The organism is Spiribacter pallidus (assembly GCF_040838495.1).
Lineage (GTDB): Bacteria > Pseudomonadota > Gammaproteobacteria > Nitrococcales > Nitrococcaceae > Spiribacter > Spiribacter pallidus.
Window position 1 is genome coordinate 654495 of sequence record NZ_JBAKFM010000001.1, and the last position, 24816, is coordinate 679310.

The following is a 24816-nucleotide window of genomic DNA, read 5'->3' on the forward strand; positions in this document are numbered from 1 at the left end:
ATGGCCGTGCCGGTAGATGAGGCGATCACCGGATCCGCCGCCGCCGGCGGTGGCGCGGCGGTGGGTGCGGCCGACGCGCCGGCCATCACCGCCCGCGGGCTCACCCGCCGCTACGGCGGGGTGAATGTGGTCGATGGCATCGATCTGGATATCCCCGCCGGCGAGTGCTTTGCCCTGCTTGGCCCCAACGGCGCCGGCAAAACCACGACGTTGCGCATGCTGCTGGGGCTTACGCCCCCCAGCGGTGGCGAGATGCATGTCCTTGGCGAGCCCATCCCGCACCGGGGCCGGGCCATGCGCGAGCGCGCCGGCATCGTGCCGCAGTTCGACAACCTGGACCCGGATTTCAGCGTGCGCGAAAACCTCATCACCTACGGCGCCTACTACGGGCTGGCGCGCCGACAGGTCGAAGCGCGCATGGACGAGCTGCTCGCCTTTGCCGAGCTCACCGACCGGGCCGATGCCCCCATCCAGGGCCTGTCCGGTGGCATGAAACGCCGCCTCACCCTGGCCCGGGCGCTTGTCAACGACCCGGCGCTGCTGGCGCTGGATGAGCCAAGCACCGGGCTGGACCCCCAGGCCCGGCAGCACATCTGGGAGCGTATGCACGCCCTGCGTCGCCGCGGCAAGACCCTGCTGCTCACCACCCATTACATGGAAGAGGCCGAACGGCTCTGCGACCGGGCGGCGATCATCGACCACGGCCGGATCATCGCCTGCGACAGCCCGGCGCAATTGATCGCCCGCCACATCGAGCCCCATGTGGTGGAACTGCGCGGTGATCTGGCCCGGGACTGGCTGGGCCAGGGGGATGCCGCTCCCCTGGCGCCGCTGACCGATGCCGGGCTGCGAGTCGAGCCGGTGGGCGAGACCATCCTTATCTACGGCGATGACCGCGGCCCGCTGCTGGATGCCGTTGAAGGGCTGATCGGCCCGCGCTATCTCTACCGGCCCGCCAGCCTGGAGGATGTCTTTCTGCGACTCACCGGACGGGATCTTCGCGATTGATGAGCATCTCCACCCAGTCAGACAGCTCGCCGGGCTCGGTCGCTTCGGCCGCCGGCGATCGGCTCGGCACCGAACTGCGCCGGCCACCGATCCTCAGTCTGCGCTTTTTTGCCGTGTGGCAGCGCAACTTCCGCGTCTGGCGCAAACTCATGCTGCCCTCGCTGCTCGGCAACTTTGGCGAGCCGGTGCTTTATCTGCTGGCACTCGGCTACGGGCTGGGGCAGTTCGTCGGCGAAGTCGAAGGCATGAGCTACATGGTCTTTCTGGCAAGCGGCATCGTCTGCTCGGCGGCGATGACCGGCGCCACCTTCGAGGCCCTCTACTCGGCCTTTACTCGGCTTACCCAGCAACAGACCTGGGCGGCGATGCTCGCCGCGCCCATGAACGTGGACGATGTGGTGCTGGGTGAGATCGCCTGGGCGGCCACCAAGGCGTTGATCAACGCCAGCGCCATCGTCCTCGTTGCCGCCCTGCTGGGGCTGGTGGCCGGCCCCCAGGCCCTGCTGGTGCTGCCGGTGATCCTGCTCGCTGGCTTTGCCTTTGCCGGCATCGCCATGATCGTCACCGCCATCTCGCCTAGCTACGACTTTTTCCTCTACTACTTCACCCTGGTGATGACCCCCATGCTGCTGCTCTCGGGGGTGTTCTTTCCGCTGGAGAGCCTGCCGGGGGCGGTGCAGATCGGCGCCCAGTGCCTGCCCCTTGCCCATGTGGTGATGCTGGTCCGGCCACTGATGACCGGCGGCGCCATCGATGCGCCGATCCTGCATCTGGCGGTGATTGTTGGTTATATCATCGCCACGTACTGGCTGAGCGCCGCGCTGGCCCGCCGGCGGTTGGTGCGTTAGAGCGCCTAGTAACGGATCAGCGACATTACCGGTGCGTCGGTCATCTGCTGGCGGGCGTTGAGAAAGGTGAGCTCGATGACAAAGCTGTAGCCGAGCAGCTCGGCACCCAGGCGGCGAAGCAGATCACCGGTGGCCCGGGCGGTGCCGCCGGTGGCGAGCAGATCATCGACGATCAGCGTCCGCGCGCCACGATGCAGTGCATCGCGGTGGACCTCGAGGGCGTCGGTGCCGTATTCGAGCTGGTACTCGCAACTATGCACATCCGCCGGCAGCTTGCCCGGTTTGCGCACCGGGATGAAGCCCGCCCCCAGATGAAAGGCCAGCGCCGCGCCAAAGATAAAGCCCCGGGATTCGGTGCCGACGATGTACTCGGGCCCGGGCCCCTCAATGGCATCGGCGAGCAACTCGATACTTAGCCGAAACCCCTCGGCATCCCCCAGCAACGGGGTGATGTCCTTGAAAAGGATGCCCGGTTTGGGAAAGTCCGGGATATCCCGGATCAGGCCCTCGACCCGGGCCAACGCCGCCGCACGGTTGTCCATCGCCATGGTCTTCCTCTGCTACCTCCGGTGGGTGGTTCATGCCAAGTGGATGCTGCCTGGTGGATCATGCTGCCCCGCCGCCGGGTCGGTCACAAGCCCAGGTTGCGATCGATCGCCCGGATTGCGAACAAGGTCGGCGACCGAGGGTGCTACCGACCCTCCCCGAGATCCAGGCCGTCGCGCAGGTATTGAAGATGGCGCTCGGCGGCGGCGAGGCCCGCATCGGCATCCCCCTGGCGGATGGCCTCGACCAGGTCGCGGTGCTGTTGACGCAGATCCTCTTCGCCATGGGGACTGATCAGCATCGCCGCCCGGGCCCGACGGACATGCTCGCGCAGCACCTCGAACAGCCCGCGCATCATGGTCACCAGCGCGACATTGTGACTGGCCTCGGCGATCGCCAGATGCAGCCGGGCATCCCAGTCCGCCGCCTCACCAGCCCGGCCGTCGCCCTGGGCGGTTTCCATGCGCTCGAGCGCCTCGGTGATATCGGCGACATCATCGGCGGTGGCCCGCCGCGCCGCCAGACTGGCGGTCAGGGTCTCGATGCCTTGCCTCAGCTCCAGCACATCGGCGACCGCCTTGGGCTGGGCCTCCATTAGCCGCAACAATGGATCGGTCAGACTGGGGGCGGTGACCTCGGCGACGGTATAACCGGCATTGCGCCGGACACTGAGGAGCTCGCGCGAGACCAGCATGAGCAGTGCCTCGCGCAACGATGCCCGCGAGACCTCGAGCAGCCGCGCGAGCTCGCGTTCAGCCGGCAGGGTATCGCCGGCATGAAGCTGACCCTCGACGATCAGTCCTTCGATGTGTTCTGCCACCGCATCACTGAGGCGTCCTTCCTCGGGCGGTTCGATGGGCCTGAAATGCTTTTCCAAGACGCTCCCTCCTCGGCTGCGCGCATCATAACGGGCCACGCCGCCTGATGCATGGCCGCCGCGTCAGCACGAGCGCGAGTTAAGAGCGAAGCGGATTGAAGTGCCGCACCAGCGCGGCGGGCGAGGCGTGGACCGCCCCGGGGGCCGGCCGCTGGCCGGCCGGTGCATTGGCCGCCAGCCCGTCGGGCCCGGCCAGCGCCAACAGGCAATCCCGGCAGAGGCAGTCATCGTAGCGGTGGGCGATGGCCTCGCGGACCTCGTCGGTGAGCACCACATCCACGCATTGGCAGCGATGGATGCTGCCCTGGCGGCATTCAAAACCGTTGCCGCAACGCGGACAACGCTTGGGCTCATGGGCCGGCACGGCGGCCTCCGGGCGAGATGGCGGAGCCGGACGCGGTCCCGGCCGCCGAGCTGGTGGCGGATCCAGTCGCCGAGCCGGTAGCGGTCGCTTGGGCCGACGCGCCGGCAGTCGCGTCGCGCACCGCCGGAGCGGCGTCCGACGGGCTGGCTGAGTCGAATAGCGCATCATCTAGCCAGCCGCCCTCGGCCGCCTCGCGTTCGAGCCGGTCCATGATCGCCAGGCGCTTTTCTTCGGGGTAGTCGCGCCACTCGGCAATCTCCTGCTCGGTCCGCCCGCAACCAATGCAGCGGCCGGATTCGACTTCGCAGATGCTCACGCAGGGGGACGAGCCGGACATAATACCTCCACAAGATGTAGTAGCGCAGTTCTAACAGAAACCCAACCCATGGGCAATTGGCGCGCGGGTCTGGGCCGGGCCTGTGTGTCCGCGGTATGCTTTTGGTCTGACCATCGCCGTGGAGCAGCACAGGTTCGGGTCGCATTACCCGGTCGCACTACCAGGAGGAGAGACCATGGCCACCCCAATTCAATCCCAGACCGATCAGCGCGCGATCGGCCATTTTGTCGGCGGCCAGCCCGTCCCGGGCGCCGAGGGCACCCGCACGGCGGCGATCTATAACCCGGCGCTGGGCGTGCAGACCGGCGAGGTCGCACTGGCAAGCGCCGATGAGGTGAACGCCGCGGTGGAGACCGCCGCCCAGGCCCAGATCGCCTGGGGCGCGACACCGCCGCTCCGCCGGGCGCGGGTCATGTTCCGCTTCAAAGCGCTGATCGAGGCCAACCACGACCGGCTCGCCGAGTGCATCACCCGCGAGCATGGCAAGACCTTCTCGGATGCCAAAGGTGAGGTGGTCCGGGGCCTGGAGGTCGTGGAATTCGCCTGCGGCATCCCCCATCTGATCAAAGGCGAATACTCGCCCAGTGTCGGCACCGGCGTGGATAGCTATTCCATGCAGCAGCCGGTGGGGGTCTGTGCTGGGATCACGCCGTTCAACTTTCCGGTCATGGTGCCGCTCTGGATGGCGCCGGTCGCCCTCGCCTGCGGCAATAGCTTTATCCTCAAGCCCTCCGAAAAGGACCCATCCGCCGGGATGCTGCTGGCCGAGCTGCTGCAGGAAGCAGGCCTGCCGGACGGTGTTTTCCAGGTGGTCAATGGCGATAAAGAGGCGGTGGACGCGCTGCTGACCCATCCACAGGTGGGCGCGATCAGCTTTGTTGGCTCGACCCCCATCGCCCGCTATATCTATGAGACCGGCGCCCATCACGGCAAGCGGGTCCAGGCGCTGGGCGGCGCCAAGAATCACGCGGTGGTGATGCCCGATGCAGACATGGAACAGACCGTGGATGCGCTCATGGGCGCGGCCTACGGGTCGGCCGGCGAGCGCTGCATGGCGATTTCTGCAGCGGTCCCGGTGGGCGAGGAAACGGCCGATCGGCTGGTCGCGGGCCTCAAGCAGCGGCTCGAGTCACTGACCGTGGGCGACGGGCTCGCCGATCCGGAGCCGGAAATGGGCCCGCTTGTCACCGCCGAGCATCGCGACAAGGTCGCCGGCTATCTGGATATCGGCACCGCCGAGGGCGCCGAGCTGGTGGTGGATGGCCGCCAGGCGTCGCTGCCGGGTGAGGGGTTTTTCATCGGCGGGTCGTTGTTCGACCGGGTCCGCCCGGGCATGCGCATCCACAGCGAGGAGATCTTCGGCCCGGTGCTCAGCGTGGTCCGGGCGGCCGACTTCGAGGCGGCGCTCGGCATTGTGAACGCGCATCCGTTCGGTAACGGCACGGCCATTTTCACCCGCGACGGCGACGCCGCCCGCAGCTTCGGCGATCGAGTCCAGGCGGGCATGGTCGGCGTCAATGTCCCCATCCCGGTACCCATGGCCTTCCACAGCTTCGGCGGCTGGAAAGAAAGCCGCTTCGGCGTGCTCCACGCCCACGGCCCGGACGCAGTGCGCTTCTACACCCAGATGAAAACGATCACCCAGCGCTGGCCCAAGGGCGTGCGCGAGGGCAGCGCCTTTGTGATGCCGACGATGTAGGCGGGAAAGACCACGCGGATGGGGTGGCTTGCTGGCGGAGTGGCTTGCTGGCGGGGTGACTTGCTGGCGGGGTGGCTTGCTGACGGGCTGACGGGCTGACGGGCTGGCGGGCTGGCGGGCTCGCGACAAGCCGGGACGATACGGTGCCGATTGCTCGGTGCGTGTCGTGGCTAGAGTTCATGGCTTCCACCGGTCTCGAACAACATGTGCCGGGTCGTCGGGCTGCGCCTGGCAGCCAAGCGCAGGTCATATTCCATTTGCAGCCGCATCCAGAACTCCGCTGAGGTCTTGAAATACCGGGCAAGCAGTAGCGCGGTTTCGGCGGTGATCCGCCGGCGCCCGCACTGTATCTCGGTGATGCGATTGACCGGGACGCCGATCTCCCGCGCAACCCAACTGGACTTGAGATGCCGCTGCAGGATGAATTGGTGCGTCAGCACCTCCCCTGGTGTCACCGTTGGGACCTCGGGCAACTCATTGCCAAGGCGCTGATCGATACGGCGTCGCCACTGCGTCATGGAATGCCCTCCTTTGGTTTAGCCTTTAACGGCAGAGTGAGTCGTCCCGAGGTGATTCGTCGATGCCGTCACCTTGCTGAACCCATCCGCCATCATCGAAGCGGCTCCCCGGATTCGAGCGACACCCCCCAGGCCTGACCGTCCTTGAAGACAAACTCAAGCCGCCAGCCATATCCAAGCTCCACCCGCCAGCCGCAGGGCAGCCGGGTGCCGCGGTGATCGGTCCCGGCATCTTCGAGGGCTTCGGCTGGAGATTCAGCGGGCGCCTTCGCCGGGAACGGCACCGATGGGTCATAAAGCGGAGAGAGTCGGTCTGCAAAGGCCTGCTTGAGATCCTGCTCATCAATCGCCGCATGCAACACGGCTAGATGCAGCCGCACCGCCGCCAGAAGCTTTGGATGCATGTCCTTTGGACGACGATCCCGCCAGGCGGCCGAGAGACTCAGTGACTTACAGGTCTTGAGCATTTTCGCACTGCCGTTATCTATGCCAGGGCTTCTTGGTATACCCCACAGATTTGCAGACGAGGAGACCCGTCCGGCAGGCGGGTGGTTGTAGCGGATAAGCGGCAAGGCGGCGAGGCGAGGCGACGCGACAGCGCGAAAGCGCGGTGCGAAGGCGGGGGCGAGGCGTCTCGGTAGAGGGCGGCAGCGCGGTAGGGTGGCAGCGCGGTAGGGTGGCAACAACGCGGCGCATTGAAGGGCACCAGGTCCGCAGCGCGGCAGTGCGGTAGCACCGCGAAGAACTGATGCATTGGACTCGATCGCGATTGCGGAGAGCCGGCAGAGGATGATCACCCCCTTTTATCGGCTTTTTCGCGTCTGCCGTAATACAGTTTAATGCGGTGCGCGATCCATCAATAGCGCCTGCTGACTTACGGAACGCGACATCCCCTGGTATCACCGCTACGCAGGAAATATCGCTGGCTGCAGGCCCGGCATGGAGCGGCTTCGCGCTTGCGAGGAAAGCTGGCTTCGCCAAAGACACCCCATACGAGGGGTTCACGATGCGTAAAGCATACGAAGCGAGTGACGTAATACGTCAGTCGGAGTTACGGCAGCCGTGGTTTTACGGTGAAAAAGGGGTTAACACCCGCGGGCGTGTGGCCCGGTAGGGGTGTGGCGTTCGATGGGCTCGGAGCTCGGAGCTCGGGGCTCGGGGTAAGTGGCACGGGGTAAGTGGCACGGGGCCTAAGGCAGGGCGTACAGGGCACCGGCCGCCACCTGAGCTAAAACTTCAGCAAGCCGGGGGCCGCTCGACGGCTTCAGCGCTTATGCGACATCATAGCGCCATGGCCAATACGCATCACCCCCATCGTCGCGACGAAGAAAGCGATCCCACCGTCGATATCCCCTATTTCCGCTCGAAGCTGATCGCAATGCGCGAGGAAATCGACGAGCTCGAGCAGGCGCGTTCGGAGTCGCAGGCCACCGTTGAGTTGGATCAGACGCGGGTTGGCCGGCTATCCCGGATGGATGCGATGCAGCAGCAAGCCATGGCTCAGGCCACCAGCGAGCGGGCCCGGACGCATCTGCTGCGTATTGAATCGGCGCTCAAGCGCTGCGACGACGGCAGCTACGGCGATTGTCTGCGGTGCGAGACCCCGATCGACCCACGGCGCCTGGAAGTTGACCCTGCCGCGACGCTTTGCATCCAGTGCGCGGAGCAGCCGGCTGATTAAAGCCTTCTGCCCAACACCCGCCCCTATGACCCTGGCCCGAGCGGTGATCGTCAACCACCTCACCGATCGCCCTCAGCGACCGTCCCCGATCGCCCCAGCGACCCTCCCTGACCGCTAGCTCGAAACCCGACTACTAGCTCAAAAAAAGCGCATATGCCGGATTATCCGACTCATTCCGATACGGATAGCCCAGCTTGTCCAGGCTTTCTTCGAAGCGCGCGCGCTGGTCGGGTGGGACCTGGATGCCCACCAGCACCCGGCCGTAGTCCGCGCCGTGGTTGCGGTAGTGGAAAAGCGAGATGTTCCAGCGACGGCCCAGGCGCTTTAAGAAGTTCAGCAACGCCCCCGGGCGCTCGGGGAAGCGCACGTGGTAGAGCACCTCGTGGTCGACGTTGTGGCCGCGGCCGCCAACCATGTGGCGGACATGCACCTTGGACATCTCATCCTCGGTGAGATCCAGCACCGGATAGCCCTTCGCCTCCAGGGCGGCGACCACTTCGTCGCGCTCATCCAGGCCGTCATTCAACCCGATGCCGGCGAAAACATGGGCCTCGTCGGCATGGGCGTAACGGTAGTTGAACTCGGTAATCGAGCGGTTGCCGATGGTCTCGCAGAACTCACGAAAACTCCCCGGCCGCTCGGGGATGGTGACCGCCAGGACCGCCTCGCGGTGCTCGCCCAGCTCGGCACGCTCTGCCACATGCGCGAGGCGCGAGAAGTTCATGTTGGCGCCGCAGTTGATCCCGATCAGCGTCTCGCCACGAGCCCCGGTGCGCTCGACGTATTTCTTGATCCCCGCCACCGCCAGCGCCCCGGCCGGCTCCATCACTGTGCGGGTATCCTCGAAGATGTCCTTGATGCCAGCACAGATCTCATCGGTGCTCACCAGCATGCACTCATCCACCAGCTCGCGGCAGACGCGGAAGGTCTCCTCGCCGATCTGCCGCACCGCAACGCCATCGGCGAAGATGCCCACATCTTCCAGCGTCACCCGACGGCCAGTGGCCATCGCCCGCTCAAGCGTCGGTGCATCCTCGGGCTCCACCGCGATCACCCGGATATCCGGGCGCAACTGCTTGATATAGGCCGCGATCCCGGCGATCAGTCCGCCGCCGCCCACCGGCACGAACACCGCATCGATGGGCCGCGGATGCTGGCTCAAGATCTCCATACCCACCGTCCCCTGGCCGGCGATCACTGCCGGATCATCATAGGGCGGGATATAAGTGAGCCCCCGCTCGTCGACGAGCTTTTCGGCATGGGCCTTGGCCGCATCGTAATTGTCGCCGTGCAAAACCACACGGCCACCAAAGTTGCGCACCGCGTCCACCTTGATCGCCGGGGTGGTCCGCGGCATGACAATGGTCGCGCGAATCCCCAACTGCTTGGCGGACAGCGCCACCCCCTGGGCATGGTTGCCGGCGGACGAGCAGATCACCCCTTTCTCGCGCTGCGCGTCGGTGAGGTTCGCGATCTTGTTGTAAGCACCGCGGATTTTGAACGAAAAAACCGGCTGCATGTCCTCTCGCTTTAAGAGGATATCGTTGCCAAGGCGTCTCGAGAGGTTGGCCGCCGGCGTCAGCGGCGTCTGTTCGGCGACATCGTAGACGCTCGCGGTGAGGATGCGTTGCAGATAGGATTTCATAACCGAACGGGTAATGGCCCCAAAAGCCCACAGTGTACAGAAGGAATCGACCATGAGCGCAGAGGCACAAAAGCAGGCGGCGGCAGAAGTGGCGGTGGCAAAGGTCGAGTCCGGCACGGTAATCGGCGTGGGCAGCGGGTCGACCGTCAACCTTTTCATTGACGCGCTCGCCGCGAGCGACACCCGCATCGAAGCCGCCGTGGCCGCCTCCGAGGCCAGCGCCGAGCGGCTTCGCGGCCATGGCATCGACGTGGTGGATGCCAACCGGGTGACCGAACTCGCCGTTTATATCGACGGCGCCGACGAGATCAATCGCCACCTGCAGATGATCAAAGGCGGCGGCGGCGCACTGACCCGCGAGAAAATCGTCGCCGCGCTCAGCAAACGCTTTATCTGCATTGTCGATGAAAGCAAACGGGTGACTGCGCTGGGGGATTTTCCGCTGCCGGTGGAAGTCATCCCCATGGCCCGCTCCTACGTGGCGCGGGAGCTGGTTAAACTCGGCGGCCGTCCGGAACTGCGCGAAGGATTCACCACCGACAACGGCAACATCATCCTCGATGTGCGAAGCCTTGATCTCTCGAAGCCGCTCCACCGCGAGCAGGAGCTCAACAACCTGGCCGGCGTGGTCACCAATGGCCTATTCGCCCTGCGCCCGGCGGATGAACTGCTGGTAGGAACGGACACCGGCGTGCAGCGGTTCACCGCGGCCTGACGTCGCGCCGGGCTGGGCGTCAGACACAACGCATCGGGCGATCTCAGGGTTTGCTATGCAAAAGCTCCTCGTCACCATTGGCCTTGTCATCCTGATCATTGGCCTGCTCTGGCCGGTGGTCAGCAAGCTGGGGCTCGGCCGGCTGCCCGGCGACATCCTCATCCGCCGGGAGGGGTTTACGTTCTACTTCCCGCTCGCCACCTCGATCATCGTCAGCGTCGTGGTCACGCTCATCATCTGGTGGTTTCGGCGGTAGGCGGCTCCGCAACTTATCATCAGCCGGCATCCCAAGGATTGAAAACATCAAGCCCGGGTAGCTCAAAGTCAGACACATTGCGGGTGACAAGGCAGAGGTCGTGCGTGAGCGCAGTGGCAGCCAGCAGGCTGTCAATGACAGGCAAGGGACGCTTTGCAGCCGCTGCGAGCCGCCCCCACCGTTCTGCAACGGCCTCGTCAATCGAGAGGATACGGTCCGCAAAAAACAGTCGTAGATCGTTCTCGAGCCAATCGAGAATCTCCTGCTGGCGATGACGATCGGCCATCTTTTCCGCGCCCTTACGAATCTCGCCGATCGTCAGAACGCTTAGATAAAGGCTGCGGCTATCGCGTTCGACGAACCAGCTCTGCACCGCTGGCGCTGGGGTGCGCCGCCGGAGCTCGGAGATAACATTAGTATCGATCAAATAACTCAAAGATCGACCTCACGCGGCAAGCTGTCCTCCCGCTCAAGCTCGATATCCTCTGCGCCATAAAGCGGCGATCGCCGTATGAAATCAACCAGCGATTCACGAGGCGCGGTGAGGTGATCGTAGGCGTCCCGCGATATCACCACCGCGATCGGTTTGCCGTGGTATGTGATCTCCTGGGGTGAGTCGCCTGCCGCACGTATTAAATCGGCAAAGCGCGCCTTTGCTTCCTGTACCTGCCAATCTTTCATTCCATCCGCCCTTTCTGACCTATTAGGTCAGAATACACGCACCCGCACCGATCCGTCTACTTCCCTCCTCGCAGCCACGCCCAAAGCCGGCCCAGGAATTCGTGCGAGGCCGCCTCGGTGGTGCGCAGGTCATCGGCTTCGGGGGCGAAATCGCCGGGGCGCGCGAAATGCTGGGGAATGGCTCGGTGGGCGGTTGGCGCTGGTAAGGGCTCGAGGTTCTGGCGTTTGAATTCAGCGATGGCCCGCGGCAGGTGGCTCGCCGAGCTGACTACCACGGGCTTGCGAAGCGCGGCGGCTTCGACTGGGCCGGCCGAGGCGCCATCACCGTCGACGGTCGCCAAAAGCTCGGCGTAGGCCGCCGCCTCCTCCGCGGTATTCCGTGCCGCCGGCAACATCCGGATCTGCGCACGCGGCACGCCCAGCGCCACCGCCAGATCCGCGGCGATCGCCGCCTGGGACCGGCCCCGCGGCAACGCCCCGCTGGTCACCAGGAGCGCATCCGACCGCAATCGCCACAACCGAATGCCCTCGATCAGCCGCTGCAGGGAGGTCGCGGATAGCTGGGCGCTCAACGGCAGCGAGGGGTCATCCACGGCGCCGCCACCCAGCACCACGATGGCGGCGACGTCGCGGGGCAGTACCTGGCCGCGGGCTCCATCGGGTGCGCCCACCTCAATGGGCGCATAAACGCGTTCCAGCGGCGCCATCAGGCTGTTCGACACCGGCCACCAACTGATCAACGCAAGGGCCAGCGTCGTCACGCCGATCAGCGCCAGACCACTGCGCCGCCAGCGCGTGAACGCGGCGAGGATCAGCCCTACGACCAGGCCAAGGACAACAAGGCTCAGTGGCTTTAGGAGCGCGCCGGCGAGCTTGGTGAAGAAGAACACACGCTTTCCCTGCGCCACTCTGCGCGCATCTGCCGTTGATACGCGACGCCGTCACCGATTTCATCCCGGCGCTCGCGCCACAGCCCAAAGGCGACGCTCGGATGATTCGATTGGTCCGTGCTTTTACTCATAGATTAAGGATATCGCGGGTCGGGCAGACTACGAAGACAACAACCGCTCGATCGCTCGCTTTAGCTTGCCGGAGTCCGGGCCGGTGAGCGCGCCAAACACCTCGACCACCTCGCCATCGCGGTTGACGAGGTACTTGTTGAAATTCCAGCGCGGGGCGCGGGTCTGGCGGGCGACCTCGGCGAAGATGGGGTGGGCCTTCGAGCCCCGTACCGGGACGGTGGCCATCATGTCGAAGGTCACCCCAAAATTCACAAAGCAGGTCTCGGCGGCCTTTTCTTCATCGGCTTCCTGGTTGAAGGAGTCGGATGAAAAGCCGATGAGCTTCAACCCCTTGCCAGCGTATTCCTGATGCAATGCCTCGAGCCCCTCGAACTGCCCGGTGAAGCCGCAGTGGCTGGCGGTATTCACCAGCAGGACCGCCGGCGCGTCGGCGGCCAAATCCCGCACGTTCACGGTTTCGCTTGAGTGCAGCCGGCGCAGGTCGTGGTCGAGCCAGTCGTAGGCCTGGGCGGTGGATGTCATAAGGATGGCTCCTAAAGCGATGGTCATCAGGCAGTTCACCGTGCGTGCGAATCCCATGGTCTTCCCCTTCAGTCGTGATAGCGGAGCTGGGCGATCATTAGTATCCCGTCAGACACCGTGTAGACCAAGCGATGTTCGTGATCGATCCGTCCGCTGCCAGAAAAGATAATCCTCCCAGGCATTTGCGGAAAACAGGACCTTCATTCCGAAAGCGGATGCGTTCCAGCGCGTGCTGAATGCTGCCACTCAAATCGGACTGGCGGCGCTTGTTTTGGACGGGCTCGATGACGACGGCGAAGATGCCGTCTAACGAGACCCTGTGGCCTTGCTACGCCTAGCGTAGTTAACCTCCATCCACTCGCGGTAGGCGCCGGACTGGACGCGGGCGACCCATTCCGGGTGGTCGAGATACCACTGCACGGTCTCGCGCAGGCCCTGCTCGAAGCTGTGGGCCGGCCGCCAGCCGAGCTCGTGCTGGATGCGGCTGCTGTCGATGGCATAGCGCCGGTCATGGCCGGGACGGTCGGTGACCGATTGGATAAGGGCGCGATAGGGGTTGGCGCGGTCGGCATCATCGTGGCTTACCGCCTCGCTGGCGAACGCCCGCGCCCGATCCGCGGCATCGGCATCGTCCGGTGCTGGCCCCGCCGGCCGCAATTCCGCCAGAGTCCTGCAGATGGCCTCCACCACTTCGAGATTGGTGCGTTCGGCATCGCCACCGATGTTATAGGTCCGACCGATCTCGCCGTGCTGCAACACCGTCCATAGCGCCTCGGCGTGGTCTTCGACATGCAGCCAGTCGCGGATCTGGCCGCCATCGCCGTAGACCGGCAGCGGCTTGCCGGCGAGCGCATTGAGGATCATCAACGGAATCAGCTTCTCCGGGAATTGATACGGCCCGTAGTTGTTGGAGCAGTTAGTGATGACCACCGGCAGCCCATAGGTGCGGTGCCACGCACGGACCAGATGGTCGCTCGCCGCCTTGCTCGCCGCGTAGGGCGAGCTCGGCGCATAAGGCGTCGCCTCGGTGAAAGCAGCGGCCTCGGGGGGCAGATCGCCGAAGACCTCGTCGGTGGAGATGTGGTGGAACCGGAAGCGCTCGCGCGGGGTAGCACCGGCGGGGCCCGGCGACAGCGGGTCCGCCTGGCCTGTGGCACCGGGTGAGGTACCCGGGCCGTCCGGCCGGTCATCGAGTGATGCCGCGTACTCGCGGGCGACCTCGAGCAGGTTCTGAGTGCCCACCACATTGGTGTCGACGAACACCGCCGGGCCGAGGATCGAGCGGTCGACGTGGCTCTCGGCGGCCAGATGCATGACGGCGTCGGGGCGATGTTCGCGAAAGACGCGCTCGAGGGCCTCGCGATCGCGGATGTCGACCTTCTCGAACCGGTAACCGGGATCTGCGTCGAGACCCGGGAGGGACTCCGGATTGCCGGCGTAGGTCAGCGCATCGACGTTGACCACCTCGGCGAGCTGCCGGGCGCGCAGATGACGGATCAGGGCCGAGCCGATGAACCCGGCGCCGCCGGTGATGAGGATTTTCACATGCGCTCTCCTCAACGTGCGCGTTGCGCCTCAGCGTATGACGTCGATCGCCAGATCAAGGCGCAGCTCCCCCCAAGCCCGATCGGTCGTCATCACAGCCGATCCACGGTCAATAGCGAGCGCGAGACATGCCCGATCGGCCAGCGATAGCCCGAATGGCCGCGTCGCTGGCCAGAGCGAAGCAGCAATCTCAGCTTGTTGAGCACTGAATGGCTCGATACCAAGCCCTAACGCTTCAAGCTCAGAGGCGAGCCCGATGGTTTCGACACCGAATTGCGCTGCCTTTTGAATGACTTCGGCAAGATTCACGCTTGATATGCACGCGACCTCCAGACAATCGCCAACCGCAACCGCCCCAGGCTCATCCTGCAGGTAGGCAAGCAACGCGGAGGCGTCAATGACGGTCGCCACAGGACTCAACTGGCCGGCGTCTCCGTCGCCTCATCCATGGCTGCGTCAGCCCGCCGCTCGGCGATAAGGTCGTCTGCAAGGCTAACTTTTGGATCAACCTGACTAAAGCGTGCCCGCAATCGGCGCTCGACGGACTGGCGCGGCTCGAGAATCAGCGCACCATCCTCAACACGGATGAGCAGTCGACCCCCTGGATTGAGCCCAAGCTCGCGACGCAACTCGGCGGGCACGACCAAGCGCCCCTGGGGTCCGATCTGGATTTCCTTTGTTTGCTCAGCCATCACTACCACCGCCGTGCCACCTGTAAAAGCTATGCCATATTTTATCAGAGATGCCACGTTCGGAGATCATCACTCATCCCTTGATGGCCGATGAACAGATAGATGCGTGTACCCGGGCCCTCTTAAGCCATAACCTACAGACCGCCGTGCCGTGCCCAAAAAACCGCGGGCATGACGATGGGATAGTCCTGGGAAGCAGCGAGAAGATCTTTATCGCCTGTGATCAAATAATCAACCCCACCGCGCTCGAGGGCGCGGATCAATGTGCCGAGAACGAGCAAATCCATGGGATCTCGGAGCACGTCCTCGGCCGCTTCCATCGGGTCGAGGATCTCCGCCTCAAACGAGAGGATATCCACAAATTCATCAATCTCCTGACGGCTGAGTTGATGGCGCGCCGAAAGTCTTGGCAACACCCGTCTCAGCTCATCCAGGATAAATCGAGACAAAACCACCTCCACGGCCCCATGCCGCCAGGCCGTCATGATCTGACCCGGCGTACTGCCAGGATAGGCGATGCCGGACACCACGACATTGGTATCCAGCACCACGCGGAGGGCAGGCGACATCTCTAGCCGGTTGGCTGTTTGCTGTGGCCAGCTCGCGTTTCAGCCACCGCTGCATCGATTTCAGCCAGCCCTTCAGCCTCGAGCGTATCGGAAAAACCGGCCTCAAGCCGATCACAAATCGCATCAAAGCGGCCCTGCATGCGACGAATCCGGTCGAAAAGCCGAGCATCCACCAAAGCAGCAACCGGCTTACCGTCTTTCACTCGACTTCGCCAAGGGCCAGCGCATCAATGAGCTGACTGTGCGCGGATTCCAGCGCCGGCCCATACCTTGATGCGCGATGGCTTTAGCCCTCGTACCCCTGCGGATTCTGCCGCTGCCAGCGCCAGGCATCGCGCATCATCGCATCAAGATCGTGTTCGGCCTGCCAGCCGAGCTGCTCGCGGGCCAGGGTCGGATCGGCGTAGCACTCGGCGATGTCGCCGGGCCGGCGTGGCGCGACCTGGACAGGAATGGACTGGCCCGAGGCCTTTTCAAAGGCGGCGATAACCTCGCGCACGGAATAGCCTCTGCCGGTGCCCAGGTTCCAGACAGGGCAGTTGGCAGGTGCCTGATCGCCCGCGCCCCGTGGCGACTGGCCTGACGGGTCAGTCTGACCCACGTCTGCGTTCGCCAGAAACTCCAGCGCCCGGACATGCCCGCGGGCCAGATCGACCACATGGATGTAATCGCGCACGCCAGTGCCATCCGGTGTCGGGTAGTCGTCGCCGAATATCGACAGCGCCTCGCGCCGGCCCACCGCCACCTGGCTGATGTAGGGCACAAGATTGTTGGGAATCCCCTGGGGATCCTCACCGATCCGGCCACTCGAGTGCGCGCCCACCGGGTTGAAATAGCGCAGCAGCGCCACCGACCAGCGTGGATCCGCCGCGGCCAGGTCGCGCAGGATCTGCTCGATCATCAGCTTTGAGCGGCCATAGGGGTTGGCAGGTTCACCGGTGGGGGCGGTTTCGGGAATGGGGACGTGGGCGGGATCACCGTAGACCGTCGCCGAGGAGCTGAAGATGATGCGCCGCACCCCGGCGCCGTCCATGGCCTGCAGCAGGCTCAGAGTGCCAGCGATGTTGTTCTGGTAGTAGGCCACGGGCATTTCAGTGCTCTCGCCCACGGCTTTCAGGCCAGCGAAGTGCATGACGGCGTCGAAGGGGCTTGAGGCGGTGGCGGCCGACTCGGTACGGGCATCGGCGGTGTTACCCGCAGGCCCGCCAGCGGCATCGCCCGGAGTCGTTCCCACGGTGTCACCCGCAGTCGCGCCGGTGGTGTCATCCGCAGTCGTTCCGCTGGTATCTCCGTCCGTCGCATCGCCCGTCAATACCGCCTTCATCGCCGCGCGGTCGCGGATATCCGCCTCGATGAATGGCACGGATTGGCCGGCCAATGCCTCCACCCGGTGCAGGGCCTCGCGCGAGCTATTCACCAGGTTATCCACACCCACCACGGCATAACCGGCGTTGAGCAGTTCCAGCACCGCATGGGAGCCGATGTACCCGGTGGCACCGGTGACGAGGATTTTCATGGGCGGAGCCACTCCTTTTGGCAGCCAGTCATTGCGCATGCAGCCTAGCAAAGCGCGGGCCGGATCACCGCCGTGGGGGCTCATCAAATCCACCGAAAAAGCGCCCACCACCGAAGCCAACGCCCCCAGGACCGGGCCGCTCGCGCTATACTCCCGCGCAAATCAACCGGGCACAACGCATCTATGGAAAAGTCCATCACTAACCACGCCACTTATCGGTTCTCTCAGCCGCTGCTCACTGCCGGGGTGTTCTTGTTGCCCGCGCTCGCCCTGCTGCTGCCAAGCGGCTATTCCTACGGCGCGGTGGTACTGCTGATCGGGGCGATCGCCTGGGCGATCGAGGCGCGAACCGCTGCACCAGCCGCGCCAGTACCCGGTCTGGTGCGGCTGCTAGTGGCGGTGATGATCGCCTATGCGCTTGTCTGGATGGGAGATGCGGCCTGGCGTGGCGAGGGCTTGCGCGAATTTGACCGGCCCAGTCGGTTCTTATTCGCCGCGTTTTGCCTGGTGGCGCTCGCGCGATCGCGGGTACGGGTAACGGCGCTGTGGGCGGGTATCGCCGTGGGAGGCATTGGCACCGGAGGCTTTGCGGTCTGGCAGAAGATCTTCGAGGGCGCCGGCCGGGCCAGCGGGGTCATGCAGACGATCCTCTACGGCAACTTGAGCATGCTGCTAGGGCTGATGAGCTTGGCGGGGCTGCTCTGGGCCTGGCATCAAAACCGCCGAGGGGGGTGGATGACGGCGATGGGCATCTCCGCGGTTGGCGGGATCACCGCCTCGTTGCTCTCGGGGACCCGCGGCGCCTGGTTAGCGGCGGTGGTGGCGGTGGGCGTCGGGCTGTGGACGGCGTGGCGGCTGGGCCGGGCGCGGGTCTATCTGATCGTGGCGCCGCTGGCGCTGGCCGTGATGGCGACGGCGGCCTACCTGGCCCCACAGACCGGCGTGGCCCACCGGGTGGATACCGCGACGCAGGAGCTCAAGGATTATTTCAACGGGACGGACCGACGCGGATCGGTGGCCTATCGCCTTGAGATGTGGCGGGGTGGGTTGATCCTATTTGGCCAAAGCCCAGTGATCGGACACGGCGAGAATGGCTACATTGCCAAGCTGCGGGCCCTGGGGGACGCGGGCGTCATCGAACGGCCCGCGTCGCGGTTTACCCATGCGCATAACGACTGGGTAAATGTGCTCGCGAAGCGGGGGCTGGTGGGCGCGGTGATCCTGCTGGGGCTTTATCTGGTGCCCGCCGCCTGGTTCTGGCGCAGCGGGCATCAGGCGGCGGGCGCGTCCGCCGAGACGCTGGCACTCAGCACCGCCGGGCTCATCTTTTGCCTGGGGTTCATGGCGACCGGGTTCACCCAGGTCAACTTCAACCACAACGCCGGGGCGATGAGCTATGCGTTTATGACCGCGGTGCTGGTGGGGCTGACACGCCCGTCGACTGGCGCGTTGCGGACAGCACCTCGGTCCTAAGCCATCGGTGTTTCAGACACCTTGCACACGATTTCGACACATCCGTACACCACACCCAATGGGTGGCCGATGCGTGTGTGCACGCCGTGTGTATCAGGCGTGTGCAAGGACCACGTGACAGGACTATCTCCGCCCTTGGCACCGCAGCAGCAGCTCACCGGCGCCGTAGCCGGCTGCCGCTAAGCCGGCGGGCCGAATTGCATTACTGCCCGCCTCGCCCGCAGCCGACCCGCTTTCATTGATTGAATTTGCTAGACAGAACTAGTAATTTCGATAGACGCACCTAGCAAAATATAAGAGGCAACCCCTGATGGCGACCGGCTATCAAAGACCCTTCGTCACCGACCTGGCCAATCGTCTCGATGAGGCCGCCCCCCTAATCCAGGTTGTCGTAGGCCCGCGCCAGGTGGGGAAAACCACGGGCATCCAGCAATTGATCGATCAACGGACGGCGCCGGCACACTACGCCAGTGCCGATGATCTGCTTGCAGGCGATAGCCAGTGGCTGCGCGAGCAGTGGCAGCACGCGCGGCTCCTTGGCCCCAACGCGCTGCTCGCCATCGATGAGGTCCAGAAAATCCCCAACTGGCCCGAGACGATGAAAGCCCTTTGGGACGCTGAGGCCCGCCGAGCAGCCGAGGAGCGTCTGCGGGTCGTGCTGCTCGGCTCAAGCGCCGTCCAAATACAGGACGGCGTGACCGAGTCCCTTGCCGGGCGCTTTGAGTTAACGCGCCTCGGCCATTGGCGCTTTTGCGAGCTGCAAGCCGCCTTCGGTTATGATCTCGAGCGTTATCTCGCCTACGGGGGCTACCCCGGCGCCGTCGCCTTCGAGGCAGATCACGATCGCTGGTATGCCTATCTAAAGGACGCCATCGTGGAGACGGTGATCGGCAAGGACATTCTGCAGTTCCAGCGCGTCGGCAAGCCGGCGCTCTTCCGGCAGGCCTTTGAGATCCTCTGCCACTACCCCGCCCAGGAGATCAGCTACACCAAACTGCTCGGCCAGCTCCAGGATCGTGGCAATACCGATCTCATCAAGCACTACATCAGCCTCTACGAGAGTGCGTTCATGTTTCACGCGCTGGCCAAATACTCAGCGAAAGCTTGGCGAAGCCGCAGCTCCAGCCCGAAAATGTTGCCTGCGTGTCCAGCGCTCTACACCATGCACCAAAGCGCTCGGATACTGGACGACCCCGAGCAGCGCGGCCGGGTCTTCGAACTGGCCGTCGGCGCTGAGCTCGCCCAGCAGCCCGGGGCTCTGTACTACTGGCGCGAGGGCAAGGCCGAGGTGGACTTCGTCTATGCATACCGCGGCGCGCTCTATGCCATTGAAGTCAAATCCGGGCGGCGAAAATCCCGCAAGGGCCTCAGCGCCTTTGTCGAACAAACCCCCGACGCCGTCCCCGTCATTCTCACCCCGGAGCATTTCGGCATGTTTTCGGCAGACCCGGTGGGGTTTCTCGAGCGGGTAGGCGGTTAACTCGCAATCGGCTCCGGCCGGCTAAATCCACTCGGACCAGGTTTTCAGGAATTAACGATTGACCGCTCAGATGAACCGGTCGCCATAAACCTCGATGCCCACCTGCCGAGTCGCGGCAGCCAGTTTCTGGTCGAAAGTCGCCATCAACGCACCACTGCGGATCGCGAGGTCGAGGTAACTGGCATCGTAAGCGCTCAGCCCGAAGCGCCGTCCCAGGGAAACAATCCCCTCCTGGCGAGCGGAGGGCGGTGTTGAGTCGGTCTCGATGGGTAGCTGAGAAAGGCGCTGCAGATACGTGCTCACTTGGGTTTCAGTCACCGCGCCGCGACGCTCGGCAACCAGCACGGCATTGGCCACTTCGATGTGCCACAACGTCGGCACCCTGACCGTTGCGGCCTCCAGTTCGTCAAGGAGATGGTCAGCGACCATTGCTTCGCGAGAGGTCTGGCGCCGAAATAGCCACGCCAGTGCCGCGGAGGCATCCAGCACGAGCATCACCGGCGGCCTTCGCTAATCCAATCCGGCAGCTCAGCATCAGGGACACCAACCACCTGAGGTAACGCTCGCATGGCGGCAACGGCTTCACGCCTTGCGACCTCGTCGTCGGTCTTAATTGGTACGAGGGCCGCCACGGGCACCCCGCGCGAGGTAATGGTGTATCGATGTCCGCCCTGGACTGCCCTGAGCAACGCCGGGAGTTTTGTTTTTGCTTCGTAGGAACCAATTTCAGATGTCATGACGCGTCCTCATACCATTTACCCAACCAGTCTATCGACTAGTCTATCAGTAATCATGCAATCATGAATCATGAGTTAAAGGACCCCGCGCAGCATGGCCAAGTCTTCGAACTCGCCTCAGTCCACGACCGCCGCGCGAGCCTGCTCGAGTAGAGATTGATTCGCGGAGACAAGGTAATCGAGGAAGCCGCGTCGCGCGATTGTCCGCTCAATGACCGCAGGCGGCAGAAAGCGAGCCATCTGGGCGCTGAACGCTTCAGCATTAATATCATCGGGCAAGACCGCGAGGCGGCGTCCGAGTGCGCCCTGATAATCAATCAGGCCGTAATCGGCGACTTTGGCTCTCAGCCACTCTGGGTCGATCGTCGCGCCCTGCTGCTGCAGCCAGGGTAGATCCCAGAGATCCCGATGACGGGTCAATCTCGACGCCACCACGGCGATAAGCTTGTCACAAAGCACTTCAGAGAGGCTCTCTACAGGCACGAGGATATCCTCATAGCCATCGGGCAGCGCGGCGTAGTTGCGACGCAATGGACGCAGTTCGCTCGAGTACGCGGGTACGTTAGCGATTTCGAGCCGGATTCGCTGGCGCGGCAGATCCGGCCTCGCCGGCGCGGTCGTGACAATGACTTGCCAGCGACTCACAGCAACATCTGCAGTGCGCTCGGACTCTTGTTTACCGGTGGGCGCCTTAACCCGCACATCAAGCCCGAAATCACGCTCGATCAAGGATTCAATCGCCCGCGCCATACCCTCGACATCGCCGGCAGCAAAAGCGGGTCCGCCCGCGAAGTCCAGATCTTCACTGAATCGTGGCGCTCCGTGGCAGAGCCGCAAACTGGTCCCGCCCTGGAAGGTAAGCTGATCGAGCAGGCCGGCCTGATCAAGTGCCCTTAGGATCTCGTAGTGGAGGAGCTCTTTTTCCACCACCGGCCGCAAGGGTGCCAGATCCGGTGCCTCGCTGATGGCAGCATCCACCAGGGCATCGAGCTTCATCCCACGCCCCGCTCGTCGATGATCTCCTCAAGCGCTTGCTGATCGACCATGTTGCAATTGCGTCCCACGCGCTTCAGGTCACGCCACGCCGCCTCCGGTGTAGCCAATCGAAGCGGCCGGTCCGACGGACTTACCGTCGCGGCCAGAATAGCCTCGAGCGGTCTTGCCGTGTGCGTGAACTCGATCGTTCCCAAAGGGGTTTTGAAGACTCCCTTGCGGCCGGTGGTCATAAGCGTGAGATAGCCCATCGGAACCTGCGAGATCGCTCCCCACTCCGAGAGTGCCGACTCGAGGCTCACATAGTTGTAGTCACCGCGGCGGATGGCCCGGGCGATCCGCTCGAGATCATAGCCGTCGTTGCGCAGCCCTGCCGGATACACGTACACGCCGCGGGCGGCGGGCCGCAGCCAGTCGGACTGGACAAGACGCTTGAGCGTCGCCGCCCGTGCCGCGGGACGATCGGCGCGAAACATGCGCTCGAGGTCGCGGCGGGTGAACACCGCACGCCCGCTTGCCGCCTGCTCGGTTAGAATCTTCAGCGCGTCAATCTGTTGCATCGCCGCCGCAGCCATTAAGTAGACAGAAATATTATTTGAGAATCGCTTTATTGTCTACTTGGCGCGCTAGACCGACTGGTGGTTTCGGAAGGGGATAGCGTGTTAACGGATATTTATGCGAGCTGTTGCGTTGAATTATTCTCTGCCTGGAGCCGGGCGTGTGCCACTCATGGATCACTTCTCTGGAATCGGATGCAGGGTGATACGCCCCGGGCCCTTCAGATCCAGGACACAATTGAGTAAATCACCGCCGCAATGGGTCTCAGCAAAGTCGATGGCTTCGCGGAGTCTCGACCATTGATCGGCACGACCGCGGCCTGCTTCGCGTAGGGCGATGACCCGCGGATGCACTTCGCAGCCTTGTTCTAGGTCAAAAAATCATCTTAATCAATTCTCCGGGGGGTAACCACCGGCTGTCGCTCGTTTAATCATTCGCATCACTGCATCGGTTGTGTGAATGTGAACCAAATCTATCTGCGGATGTTTGTGGGTGAAAACGCGGAAAACTTCATCAGCAAATGCCTGCCCAATTGTTTCTACACCTTCAAAGTCCAAAATCACCACTTTGAATCGGTCAACGCGCGCCAGCAGACGCTTAGCCTGCGACCTCGACACCAACTTGTCGTCCCCGTACTGAGCGAGTTGGACCGGGACTACCGTCTTATCAAAGCCAAAATCATCGCCAGCGGTATATTGATCAAAAACCTTTTTAACATTACGCGCGGTGTGGTTGTTAATCTTCATCCACACCTGCGTCCCTGATACATTTCCGGCCTCCAGAATCCAGTCTTCGTCCGCTTCAAAGTGGTGCGTGAAATAGACATCACCTGAAATAATGTCGAAGCAATCGAACATCCGTGAGGTAAAAAAGATCCCCTCGCCGCTGTGATTAAAAGGATCAGTGGTGAATTTTCCCTTGGCGAGTTCTAAAACCGCATGGCGCTCATCGAGCAAACCCAGCGCGTCTTGAATTTTTCGAAAGATACCCATTCCATCATCGATGATCATCAACTCACTGGCCATCGCCGTTCGTTTGAAATGCACCGTCACGCTGCTCGCCTGCGCATGATCGATGACATTATTGAACATCTCGGTGAATCCATAGTGCCAAATATCGCGAATGTTCTCCGGCAGATGCTCGAAGGCTGGCCCGATATCCGACCGCCAGACGCCATCTTCGGTAAGCTTACCCTCGATGGGGTAAGTCTTGTGCCAGATGTCTAGCGGCCGCAGGGCATATCGCCGAGCCTTCGTCTCACCGTGCGCAACCAGCGCCTTTTCCTCCACCAGTCGCTGCAAATGCTTGTTTACGGCCTGGCGACTAATGCCAAAGTGTTCTGCCGTGACCGCAGCAATGTCGTGGTGGTGGTCTCCAATTTGTTCGAAGATGAACTGCCGAATCGATTCTCCGCGTGCCCGCACTTTGTTCATATCGCGCCTTGATTGACAATCTAACGTCAAATTATTGTCAATTTACGACCGCTTATTGTCAACCTATGACTGACCCCTCCTGCGATCTCGCAGACTGCCACGACCCTCACGCCGCCCGCCTCGCCCGCACCCGCGCCATCATCCCTTCAAACGCCGCCCCGTCGCCGCCCACGGCGTTAGGGACGAACGGCGCGTAGCGGCGGAACAGCAGCTCGCCGGAGCTGTGCCCAAGGAGCCGGGAGATGAAGATCGGGTTCTCCCCAGCGGCGAGATGCAGGACGGCTGCGGTATGCCGGGTCTCGTAGACCCGGCGCGGCCGCAGGCCGAGCGCCTTTAGCGTCGGATGCCAGACCCGGCGCGAGACCTTGGAGGGATCGAGCGCCCGGCCATCCTCGTCCAGGAACACATAGTCATCGGGGTCACGACGGGCGATATGCGCGGCGAGCGCCTCGGCGAGCCCCGATGACACCGGCACGTCCCGCCGGGCGGTGGCGCGTTTAAGGCTCGTTGGCACGCCATCCACCACCGCCTCACGAATGCGCAGCCGAGCGCGCTCGACATCGACGTGCTTCACCTTCAGCCCATTGATCTCGCCGGTGCGAAGCCCGGTGTGAAAGCGCACCTCGAAGTACAGCCTAAAGGCCGGGTCGACGGCATCGAGAAACGCCCAGACCTCCTCGGCGGTCAGGGGCTGGACGTCCGGGCGCTCCTCGCGAAGGGTCCGAACATGCCGCATGGGGTTATTGATCCCAAGCTCACGTTCGGCGAACTGCAGGATCCCGGAGAGCGGCGACATGATCGTGTTGATCCGAGTATTGCTGATCGCCCGGGTGCCGTCGGTCTGCGTCTCGGCAGCGAGCGACTCCCGAAAGGCGAGAATCGCGCGCTCGTCGATCTGGCGCACCGGTTGCTCACCAAACACCGGGATGAGGTAGCGCTCGATCACCTGCTCGATACGCTTTGCGTAACTCGGCTTCCAGCCCTCCCGGTGCAGCGCCCACCACTGCCGGGCATAGCGGGTGAAGCTGCTCGCCGGCTCGCGCGGATCCCGGTCATGAATCCAGCGCATCGCCTCATCCTTCTTGAGGCTTTCGGGAAACC

Annotated in this window: 31 protein-coding genes and 1 pseudogene; 8 read left to right on the forward strand and 24 right to left on the reverse strand. The window is 63.6% G+C overall.

Annotation, left to right across the window (positions count from 1 at the left end):
• Together V6X73_RS03295 and V6X73_RS03300 are read left to right on the forward strand one after the other, a co-directional pair.
• The gene (locus V6X73_RS03295; protein ID WP_367957745.1) at nucleotides 1-1008 is read left to right on the forward strand and encodes an ATP-binding cassette domain-containing protein; all 1008 of its coding nucleotides are present in this window, start codon (nucleotides 1-3) and stop codon (nucleotides 1006-1008) included.
• The gene (locus tag V6X73_RS03300) at nucleotides 1008-1856 is read left to right on the forward strand and encodes an ABC transporter permease (RefSeq protein ID WP_367957743.1); all 849 of its coding nucleotides are present in this window, start codon (nucleotides 1008-1010) and stop codon (nucleotides 1854-1856) included. The genes V6X73_RS03295 and V6X73_RS03300 overlap by 1 nt, the downstream gene beginning before the upstream one ends.
• A 5-nt stretch (nucleotides 1857-1861) precedes the next feature.
• Here the strand turns inward: V6X73_RS03300 and V6X73_RS03305 are convergent, their stop codons facing one another.
• The 4 genes from V6X73_RS03305 to V6X73_RS03320 form a co-directional block, all read right to left on the reverse strand.
• Entirely contained in the window at nucleotides 1862-2404 is a 543-nt protein-coding gene (locus V6X73_RS03305) for an adenine phosphoribosyltransferase (RefSeq protein ID WP_367957741.1), read from the reverse strand.
• Between the two features lie 143 nt (nucleotides 2405-2547).
• On the reverse strand, nucleotides 2548-3279 hold the full coding sequence (locus V6X73_RS03310; RefSeq protein WP_367957739.1) for a FadR/GntR family transcriptional regulator: 732 nt from the start codon (nucleotides 3277-3279) through the stop codon (nucleotides 2548-2550).
• A gap of 79 nt (nucleotides 3280-3358) precedes the next feature.
• On the reverse strand, nucleotides 3359-3643 hold the full coding sequence (locus tag V6X73_RS03315) for a cysteine-rich CWC family protein (RefSeq protein ID WP_367957737.1): 285 nt from the start codon (nucleotides 3641-3643) through the stop codon (nucleotides 3359-3361).
• Nucleotides 3630-3980: a DUF1289 domain-containing protein gene (locus V6X73_RS03320; RefSeq protein WP_367957735.1), complete on the reverse strand. Its 351-nt coding sequence runs from the start codon at nucleotides 3978-3980 to the stop codon at nucleotides 3630-3632. Before V6X73_RS03320 ends, V6X73_RS03315 begins: the two co-directional genes overlap by 14 nt.
• A 175-nt stretch (nucleotides 3981-4155) precedes the next feature.
• Between V6X73_RS03320 and V6X73_RS03325 the strand changes: the two genes are divergently transcribed.
• Nucleotides 4156-5679, forward strand: coding sequence for a CoA-acylating methylmalonate-semialdehyde dehydrogenase (locus tag V6X73_RS03325; protein WP_367957733.1), 1524 nt, complete (start codon nucleotides 4156-4158; stop codon nucleotides 5677-5679).
• A 170-nt stretch (nucleotides 5680-5849) separates the two neighbouring features.
• Here the strand turns inward: V6X73_RS03325 and V6X73_RS03330 are convergent, their stop codons facing one another.
• Nucleotides 5850-6197 (reverse strand): HigA family addiction module antitoxin, encoded by a 348-nt coding sequence (locus V6X73_RS03330; protein ID WP_367957731.1) that lies wholly within the window; start codon nucleotides 6195-6197, stop codon nucleotides 5850-5852.
• Nucleotides 6198-6289: 92 nt separating this feature from the next.
• A complete protein-coding gene (locus tag V6X73_RS03335) occupies nucleotides 6290-6664 on the reverse strand; it encodes a hypothetical protein (protein ID WP_367957729.1) in 375 nt (124 codons plus the stop codon).
• An 824-nt stretch (nucleotides 6665-7488) separates the two neighbouring features.
• On the opposite strand from V6X73_RS03335, the gene V6X73_RS03340 reads away from it, so the two are divergent.
• A complete protein-coding gene (locus tag V6X73_RS03340) occupies nucleotides 7489-7878 on the forward strand; it encodes a TraR/DksA family transcriptional regulator (protein ID WP_367957727.1) in 390 nt (129 codons plus the stop codon).
• A gap of 133 nt (nucleotides 7879-8011) precedes the next feature.
• On the opposite strand, the gene ilvA is transcribed toward V6X73_RS03340, so the two are convergent.
• A complete protein-coding gene (ilvA, locus tag V6X73_RS03345; protein ID WP_367957725.1) occupies nucleotides 8012-9523 on the reverse strand; it encodes a threonine ammonia-lyase, biosynthetic in 1512 nt (503 codons plus the stop codon).
• A gap of 52 nt (nucleotides 9524-9575) precedes the next feature.
• Here ilvA and rpiA point away from each other — a divergent pair, with 52 nt between their 5' ends.
• Together rpiA and V6X73_RS03355 are read left to right on the forward strand one after the other, a co-directional pair.
• Entirely contained in the window at nucleotides 9576-10238 is a 663-nt protein-coding gene (rpiA, locus tag V6X73_RS03350) for a ribose-5-phosphate isomerase RpiA (protein WP_367957723.1), read from the forward strand.
• A gap of 55 nt (nucleotides 10239-10293) precedes the next feature.
• Nucleotides 10294-10494, forward strand: a complete 201-nt coding sequence (locus tag V6X73_RS03355; protein ID WP_367957721.1) for a DUF2905 domain-containing protein — start codon at nucleotides 10294-10296, stop codon at nucleotides 10492-10494.
• A gap of 19 nt (nucleotides 10495-10513) precedes the next feature.
• On the opposite strand, the gene V6X73_RS03360 is transcribed toward V6X73_RS03355, so the two are convergent.
• The 11 genes and pseudogenes from V6X73_RS03360 to galE form a co-directional block, all read right to left on the reverse strand.
• Nucleotides 10514-10930, reverse strand: a complete 417-nt coding sequence (locus tag V6X73_RS03360; protein WP_367957719.1) for a type II toxin-antitoxin system VapC family toxin — start codon at nucleotides 10928-10930, stop codon at nucleotides 10514-10516.
• Complete coding sequence (locus V6X73_RS03365; RefSeq protein WP_367957717.1) at nucleotides 10927-11175, reverse strand: type II toxin-antitoxin system Phd/YefM family antitoxin; 249 nt, start codon at nucleotides 11173-11175, stop codon at nucleotides 10927-10929. Before V6X73_RS03365 ends, V6X73_RS03360 begins: the two co-directional genes overlap by 4 nt.
• A gap of 56 nt (nucleotides 11176-11231) precedes the next feature.
• On the reverse strand, nucleotides 11232-12083 hold the full coding sequence (locus V6X73_RS03370) for an ElyC/SanA/YdcF family protein (protein ID WP_367957715.1): 852 nt from the start codon (nucleotides 12081-12083) through the stop codon (nucleotides 11232-11234).
• Between the two features lie 141 nt (nucleotides 12084-12224).
• Nucleotides 12225-12776: a glutathione peroxidase gene (locus V6X73_RS03375; RefSeq protein WP_367957713.1), complete on the reverse strand. Its 552-nt coding sequence runs from the start codon at nucleotides 12774-12776 to the stop codon at nucleotides 12225-12227.
• Nucleotides 12777-12787: 11 nt separating this feature from the next.
• Nucleotides 12788-12923, reverse strand: a pseudogene (locus V6X73_RS03380) (type II toxin-antitoxin system YoeB family toxin).
• A gap of 102 nt (nucleotides 12924-13025) precedes the next feature.
• Complete coding sequence (gene rfbB, locus V6X73_RS03385; protein WP_367957711.1) at nucleotides 13026-14264, reverse strand: dTDP-glucose 4,6-dehydratase; 1239 nt, start codon at nucleotides 14262-14264, stop codon at nucleotides 13026-13028.
• A gap of 30 nt (nucleotides 14265-14294) precedes the next feature.
• Nucleotides 14295-14675 carry a type II toxin-antitoxin system VapC family toxin gene (locus V6X73_RS03390; RefSeq protein WP_367957709.1) on the reverse strand — a complete coding sequence of 127 codons (381 nt, stop codon included), beginning with the start codon at nucleotides 14673-14675 and terminating at the stop codon, nucleotides 14295-14297.
• A 5-nt stretch (nucleotides 14676-14680) separates the two neighbouring features.
• Complete coding sequence (locus tag V6X73_RS03395) at nucleotides 14681-14956, reverse strand: AbrB/MazE/SpoVT family DNA-binding domain-containing protein (protein WP_367957707.1); 276 nt, start codon at nucleotides 14954-14956, stop codon at nucleotides 14681-14683.
• 134 nt (nucleotides 14957-15090) lie between these two features.
• Entirely contained in the window at nucleotides 15091-15525 is a 435-nt protein-coding gene (locus V6X73_RS03400; RefSeq protein ID WP_367972791.1) for a putative toxin-antitoxin system toxin component, PIN family, read from the reverse strand.
• Nucleotides 15526-15527: 2 nt separating this feature from the next.
• Complete coding sequence (locus tag V6X73_RS03405) at nucleotides 15528-15728, reverse strand: hypothetical protein (RefSeq protein WP_367957703.1); 201 nt, start codon at nucleotides 15726-15728, stop codon at nucleotides 15528-15530.
• Between the two features lie 83 nt (nucleotides 15729-15811).
• The gene (gene galE / locus V6X73_RS03410) at nucleotides 15812-17041 is read right to left on the reverse strand and encodes a UDP-glucose 4-epimerase GalE (RefSeq protein WP_367957701.1); all 1230 of its coding nucleotides are present in this window, start codon (nucleotides 17039-17041) and stop codon (nucleotides 15812-15814) included.
• Between the two features lie 183 nt (nucleotides 17042-17224).
• Here galE and V6X73_RS03415 point away from each other — a divergent pair, with 183 nt between their 5' ends.
• Entirely contained in the window at nucleotides 17225-18514 is a 1290-nt protein-coding gene (locus V6X73_RS03415) for an O-antigen ligase family protein (RefSeq protein ID WP_367957699.1), read from the forward strand.
• A 310-nt stretch (nucleotides 18515-18824) separates the two neighbouring features.
• The gene (locus tag V6X73_RS03420; RefSeq protein WP_367957697.1) at nucleotides 18825-19994 is read left to right on the forward strand and encodes an ATP-binding protein; all 1170 of its coding nucleotides are present in this window, start codon (nucleotides 18825-18827) and stop codon (nucleotides 19992-19994) included.
• A gap of 66 nt (nucleotides 19995-20060) precedes the next feature.
• Here the strand turns inward: V6X73_RS03420 and V6X73_RS03425 are convergent, their stop codons facing one another.
• The 6 genes from V6X73_RS03425 to V6X73_RS03450 all read right to left on the reverse strand — a co-directional run bounded on the left by V6X73_RS03425 (nucleotide 20061) and on the right by V6X73_RS03450 (nucleotide 24784).
• The gene (locus tag V6X73_RS03425) at nucleotides 20061-20489 is read right to left on the reverse strand and encodes a type II toxin-antitoxin system VapC family toxin (RefSeq protein ID WP_367957695.1); all 429 of its coding nucleotides are present in this window, start codon (nucleotides 20487-20489) and stop codon (nucleotides 20061-20063) included.
• Nucleotides 20489-20731 (reverse strand): type II toxin-antitoxin system Phd/YefM family antitoxin, encoded by a 243-nt coding sequence (locus tag V6X73_RS03430; protein ID WP_367957693.1) that lies wholly within the window; start codon nucleotides 20729-20731, stop codon nucleotides 20489-20491. Before V6X73_RS03430 ends, V6X73_RS03425 begins: the two co-directional genes overlap by 1 nt.
• 117 nt (nucleotides 20732-20848) lie before the next feature.
• Nucleotides 20849-21727, reverse strand: a complete 879-nt coding sequence (locus tag V6X73_RS03435; protein WP_367957691.1) for a nucleotidyl transferase AbiEii/AbiGii toxin family protein — start codon at nucleotides 21725-21727, stop codon at nucleotides 20849-20851.
• The gene (abiEi, locus tag V6X73_RS03440) at nucleotides 21724-22284 is read right to left on the reverse strand and encodes a type IV toxin-antitoxin system AbiEi family antitoxin (RefSeq protein WP_367957689.1); all 561 of its coding nucleotides are present in this window, start codon (nucleotides 22282-22284) and stop codon (nucleotides 21724-21726) included. Before abiEi ends, V6X73_RS03435 begins: the two co-directional genes overlap by 4 nt.
• A 387-nt stretch (nucleotides 22285-22671) precedes the next feature.
• Entirely contained in the window at nucleotides 22672-23715 is a 1044-nt protein-coding gene (locus tag V6X73_RS03445; protein ID WP_367957687.1) for an STAS-like domain-containing protein, read from the reverse strand.
• A 106-nt stretch (nucleotides 23716-23821) separates the two neighbouring features.
• Nucleotides 23822-24784 (reverse strand): tyrosine-type recombinase/integrase, encoded by a 963-nt coding sequence (locus V6X73_RS03450; protein WP_367957685.1) that lies wholly within the window; start codon nucleotides 24782-24784, stop codon nucleotides 23822-23824.
• Nucleotides 24785-24816: the final 32 nt, after the last annotated feature.

What these genes read in the sequence shown, in the direction of transcription:
- V6X73_RS03395 (WP_367957707.1), bottom strand. Translation starts at nt 14,956, where the DNA reads ATGGCTGAGCAAACAAAGGAAATCCAGATCGGACCCCAGGGGCGCTTG.
- V6X73_RS03340 (WP_367957727.1), top strand. Translation starts at nt 7,489, where the DNA reads ATGGCCAATACGCATCACCCCCATCGTCGCGACGAAGAAAGCGATCCC.
- V6X73_RS03445 (WP_367957687.1), bottom strand. Translation starts at nt 23,715, where the DNA reads ATGAACAAAGTGCGGGCACGCGGAGAATCGATTCGGCAGTTCATCTTC.
- V6X73_RS03330 (WP_367957731.1), bottom strand. Translation starts at nt 6,197, where the DNA reads ATGACGCAGTGGCGACGCCGTATCGATCAGCGCCTTGGCAATGAGTTG.
- rpiA (WP_367957723.1), top strand. Translation starts at nt 9,576, where the DNA reads ATGAGCGCAGAGGCACAAAAGCAGGCGGCGGCAGAAGTGGCGGTGGCA.
- V6X73_RS03415 (WP_367957699.1), top strand. Translation starts at nt 17,225, where the DNA reads ATGGAAAAGTCCATCACTAACCACGCCACTTATCGGTTCTCTCAGCCG.
- V6X73_RS03375 (WP_367957713.1), bottom strand. Translation starts at nt 12,776, where the DNA reads ATGGGATTCGCACGCACGGTGAACTGCCTGATGACCATCGCTTTAGGA.
- V6X73_RS03425 (WP_367957695.1), bottom strand. Translation starts at nt 20,489, where the DNA reads ATGCTCGTGCTGGATGCCTCCGCGGCACTGGCGTGGCTATTTCGGCGC.
- V6X73_RS03335 (WP_367957729.1), bottom strand. Translation starts at nt 6,664, where the DNA reads ATGCTCAAGACCTGTAAGTCACTGAGTCTCTCGGCCGCCTGGCGGGAT.
- V6X73_RS03450 (WP_367957685.1), bottom strand. Translation starts at nt 24,784, where the DNA reads ATGCGCTGGATTCATGACCGGGATCCGCGCGAGCCGGCGAGCAGCTTC.
- V6X73_RS03355 (WP_367957721.1), top strand. Translation starts at nt 10,294, where the DNA reads ATGCAAAAGCTCCTCGTCACCATTGGCCTTGTCATCCTGATCATTGGC.
- galE (WP_367957701.1), bottom strand. Translation starts at nt 17,041, where the DNA reads ATGAAAATCCTCGTCACCGGTGCCACCGGGTACATCGGCTCCCATGCG.
- V6X73_RS03430 (WP_367957693.1), bottom strand. Translation starts at nt 20,731, where the DNA reads ATGACATCTGAAATTGGTTCCTACGAAGCAAAAACAAAACTCCCGGCG.
- V6X73_RS03325 (WP_367957733.1), top strand. Translation starts at nt 4,156, where the DNA reads ATGGCCACCCCAATTCAATCCCAGACCGATCAGCGCGCGATCGGCCAT.
- V6X73_RS03420 (WP_367957697.1), top strand. Translation starts at nt 18,825, where the DNA reads ATGGCGACCGGCTATCAAAGACCCTTCGTCACCGACCTGGCCAATCGT.
- V6X73_RS03435 (WP_367957691.1), bottom strand. Translation starts at nt 21,727, where the DNA reads ATGAAGCTCGATGCCCTGGTGGATGCTGCCATCAGCGAGGCACCGGAT.
- V6X73_RS03400 (WP_367972791.1), bottom strand. Translation starts at nt 15,525, where the DNA reads ATGTCGCCTGCCCTCCGCGTGGTGCTGGATACCAATGTCGTGGTGTCC.
- ilvA (WP_367957725.1), bottom strand. Translation starts at nt 9,523, where the DNA reads ATGAAATCCTATCTGCAACGCATCCTCACCGCGAGCGTCTACGATGTC.
- V6X73_RS03305 (WP_367957741.1), bottom strand. Translation starts at nt 2,404, where the DNA reads ATGGCGATGGACAACCGTGCGGCGGCGTTGGCCCGGGTCGAGGGCCTG.
- V6X73_RS03320 (WP_367957735.1), bottom strand. Translation starts at nt 3,980, where the DNA reads ATGTCCGGCTCGTCCCCCTGCGTGAGCATCTGCGAAGTCGAATCCGGC.
- V6X73_RS03300 (WP_367957743.1), top strand. Translation starts at nt 1,008, where the DNA reads ATGAGCATCTCCACCCAGTCAGACAGCTCGCCGGGCTCGGTCGCTTCG.
- V6X73_RS03365 (WP_367957717.1), bottom strand. Translation starts at nt 11,175, where the DNA reads ATGAAAGATTGGCAGGTACAGGAAGCAAAGGCGCGCTTTGCCGATTTA.
- abiEi (WP_367957689.1), bottom strand. Translation starts at nt 22,284, where the DNA reads ATGCAACAGATTGACGCGCTGAAGATTCTAACCGAGCAGGCGGCAAGC.
- V6X73_RS03295 (WP_367957745.1), top strand. Translation starts at nt 1, where the DNA reads ATGGCCGTGCCGGTAGATGAGGCGATCACCGGATCCGCCGCCGCCGGC.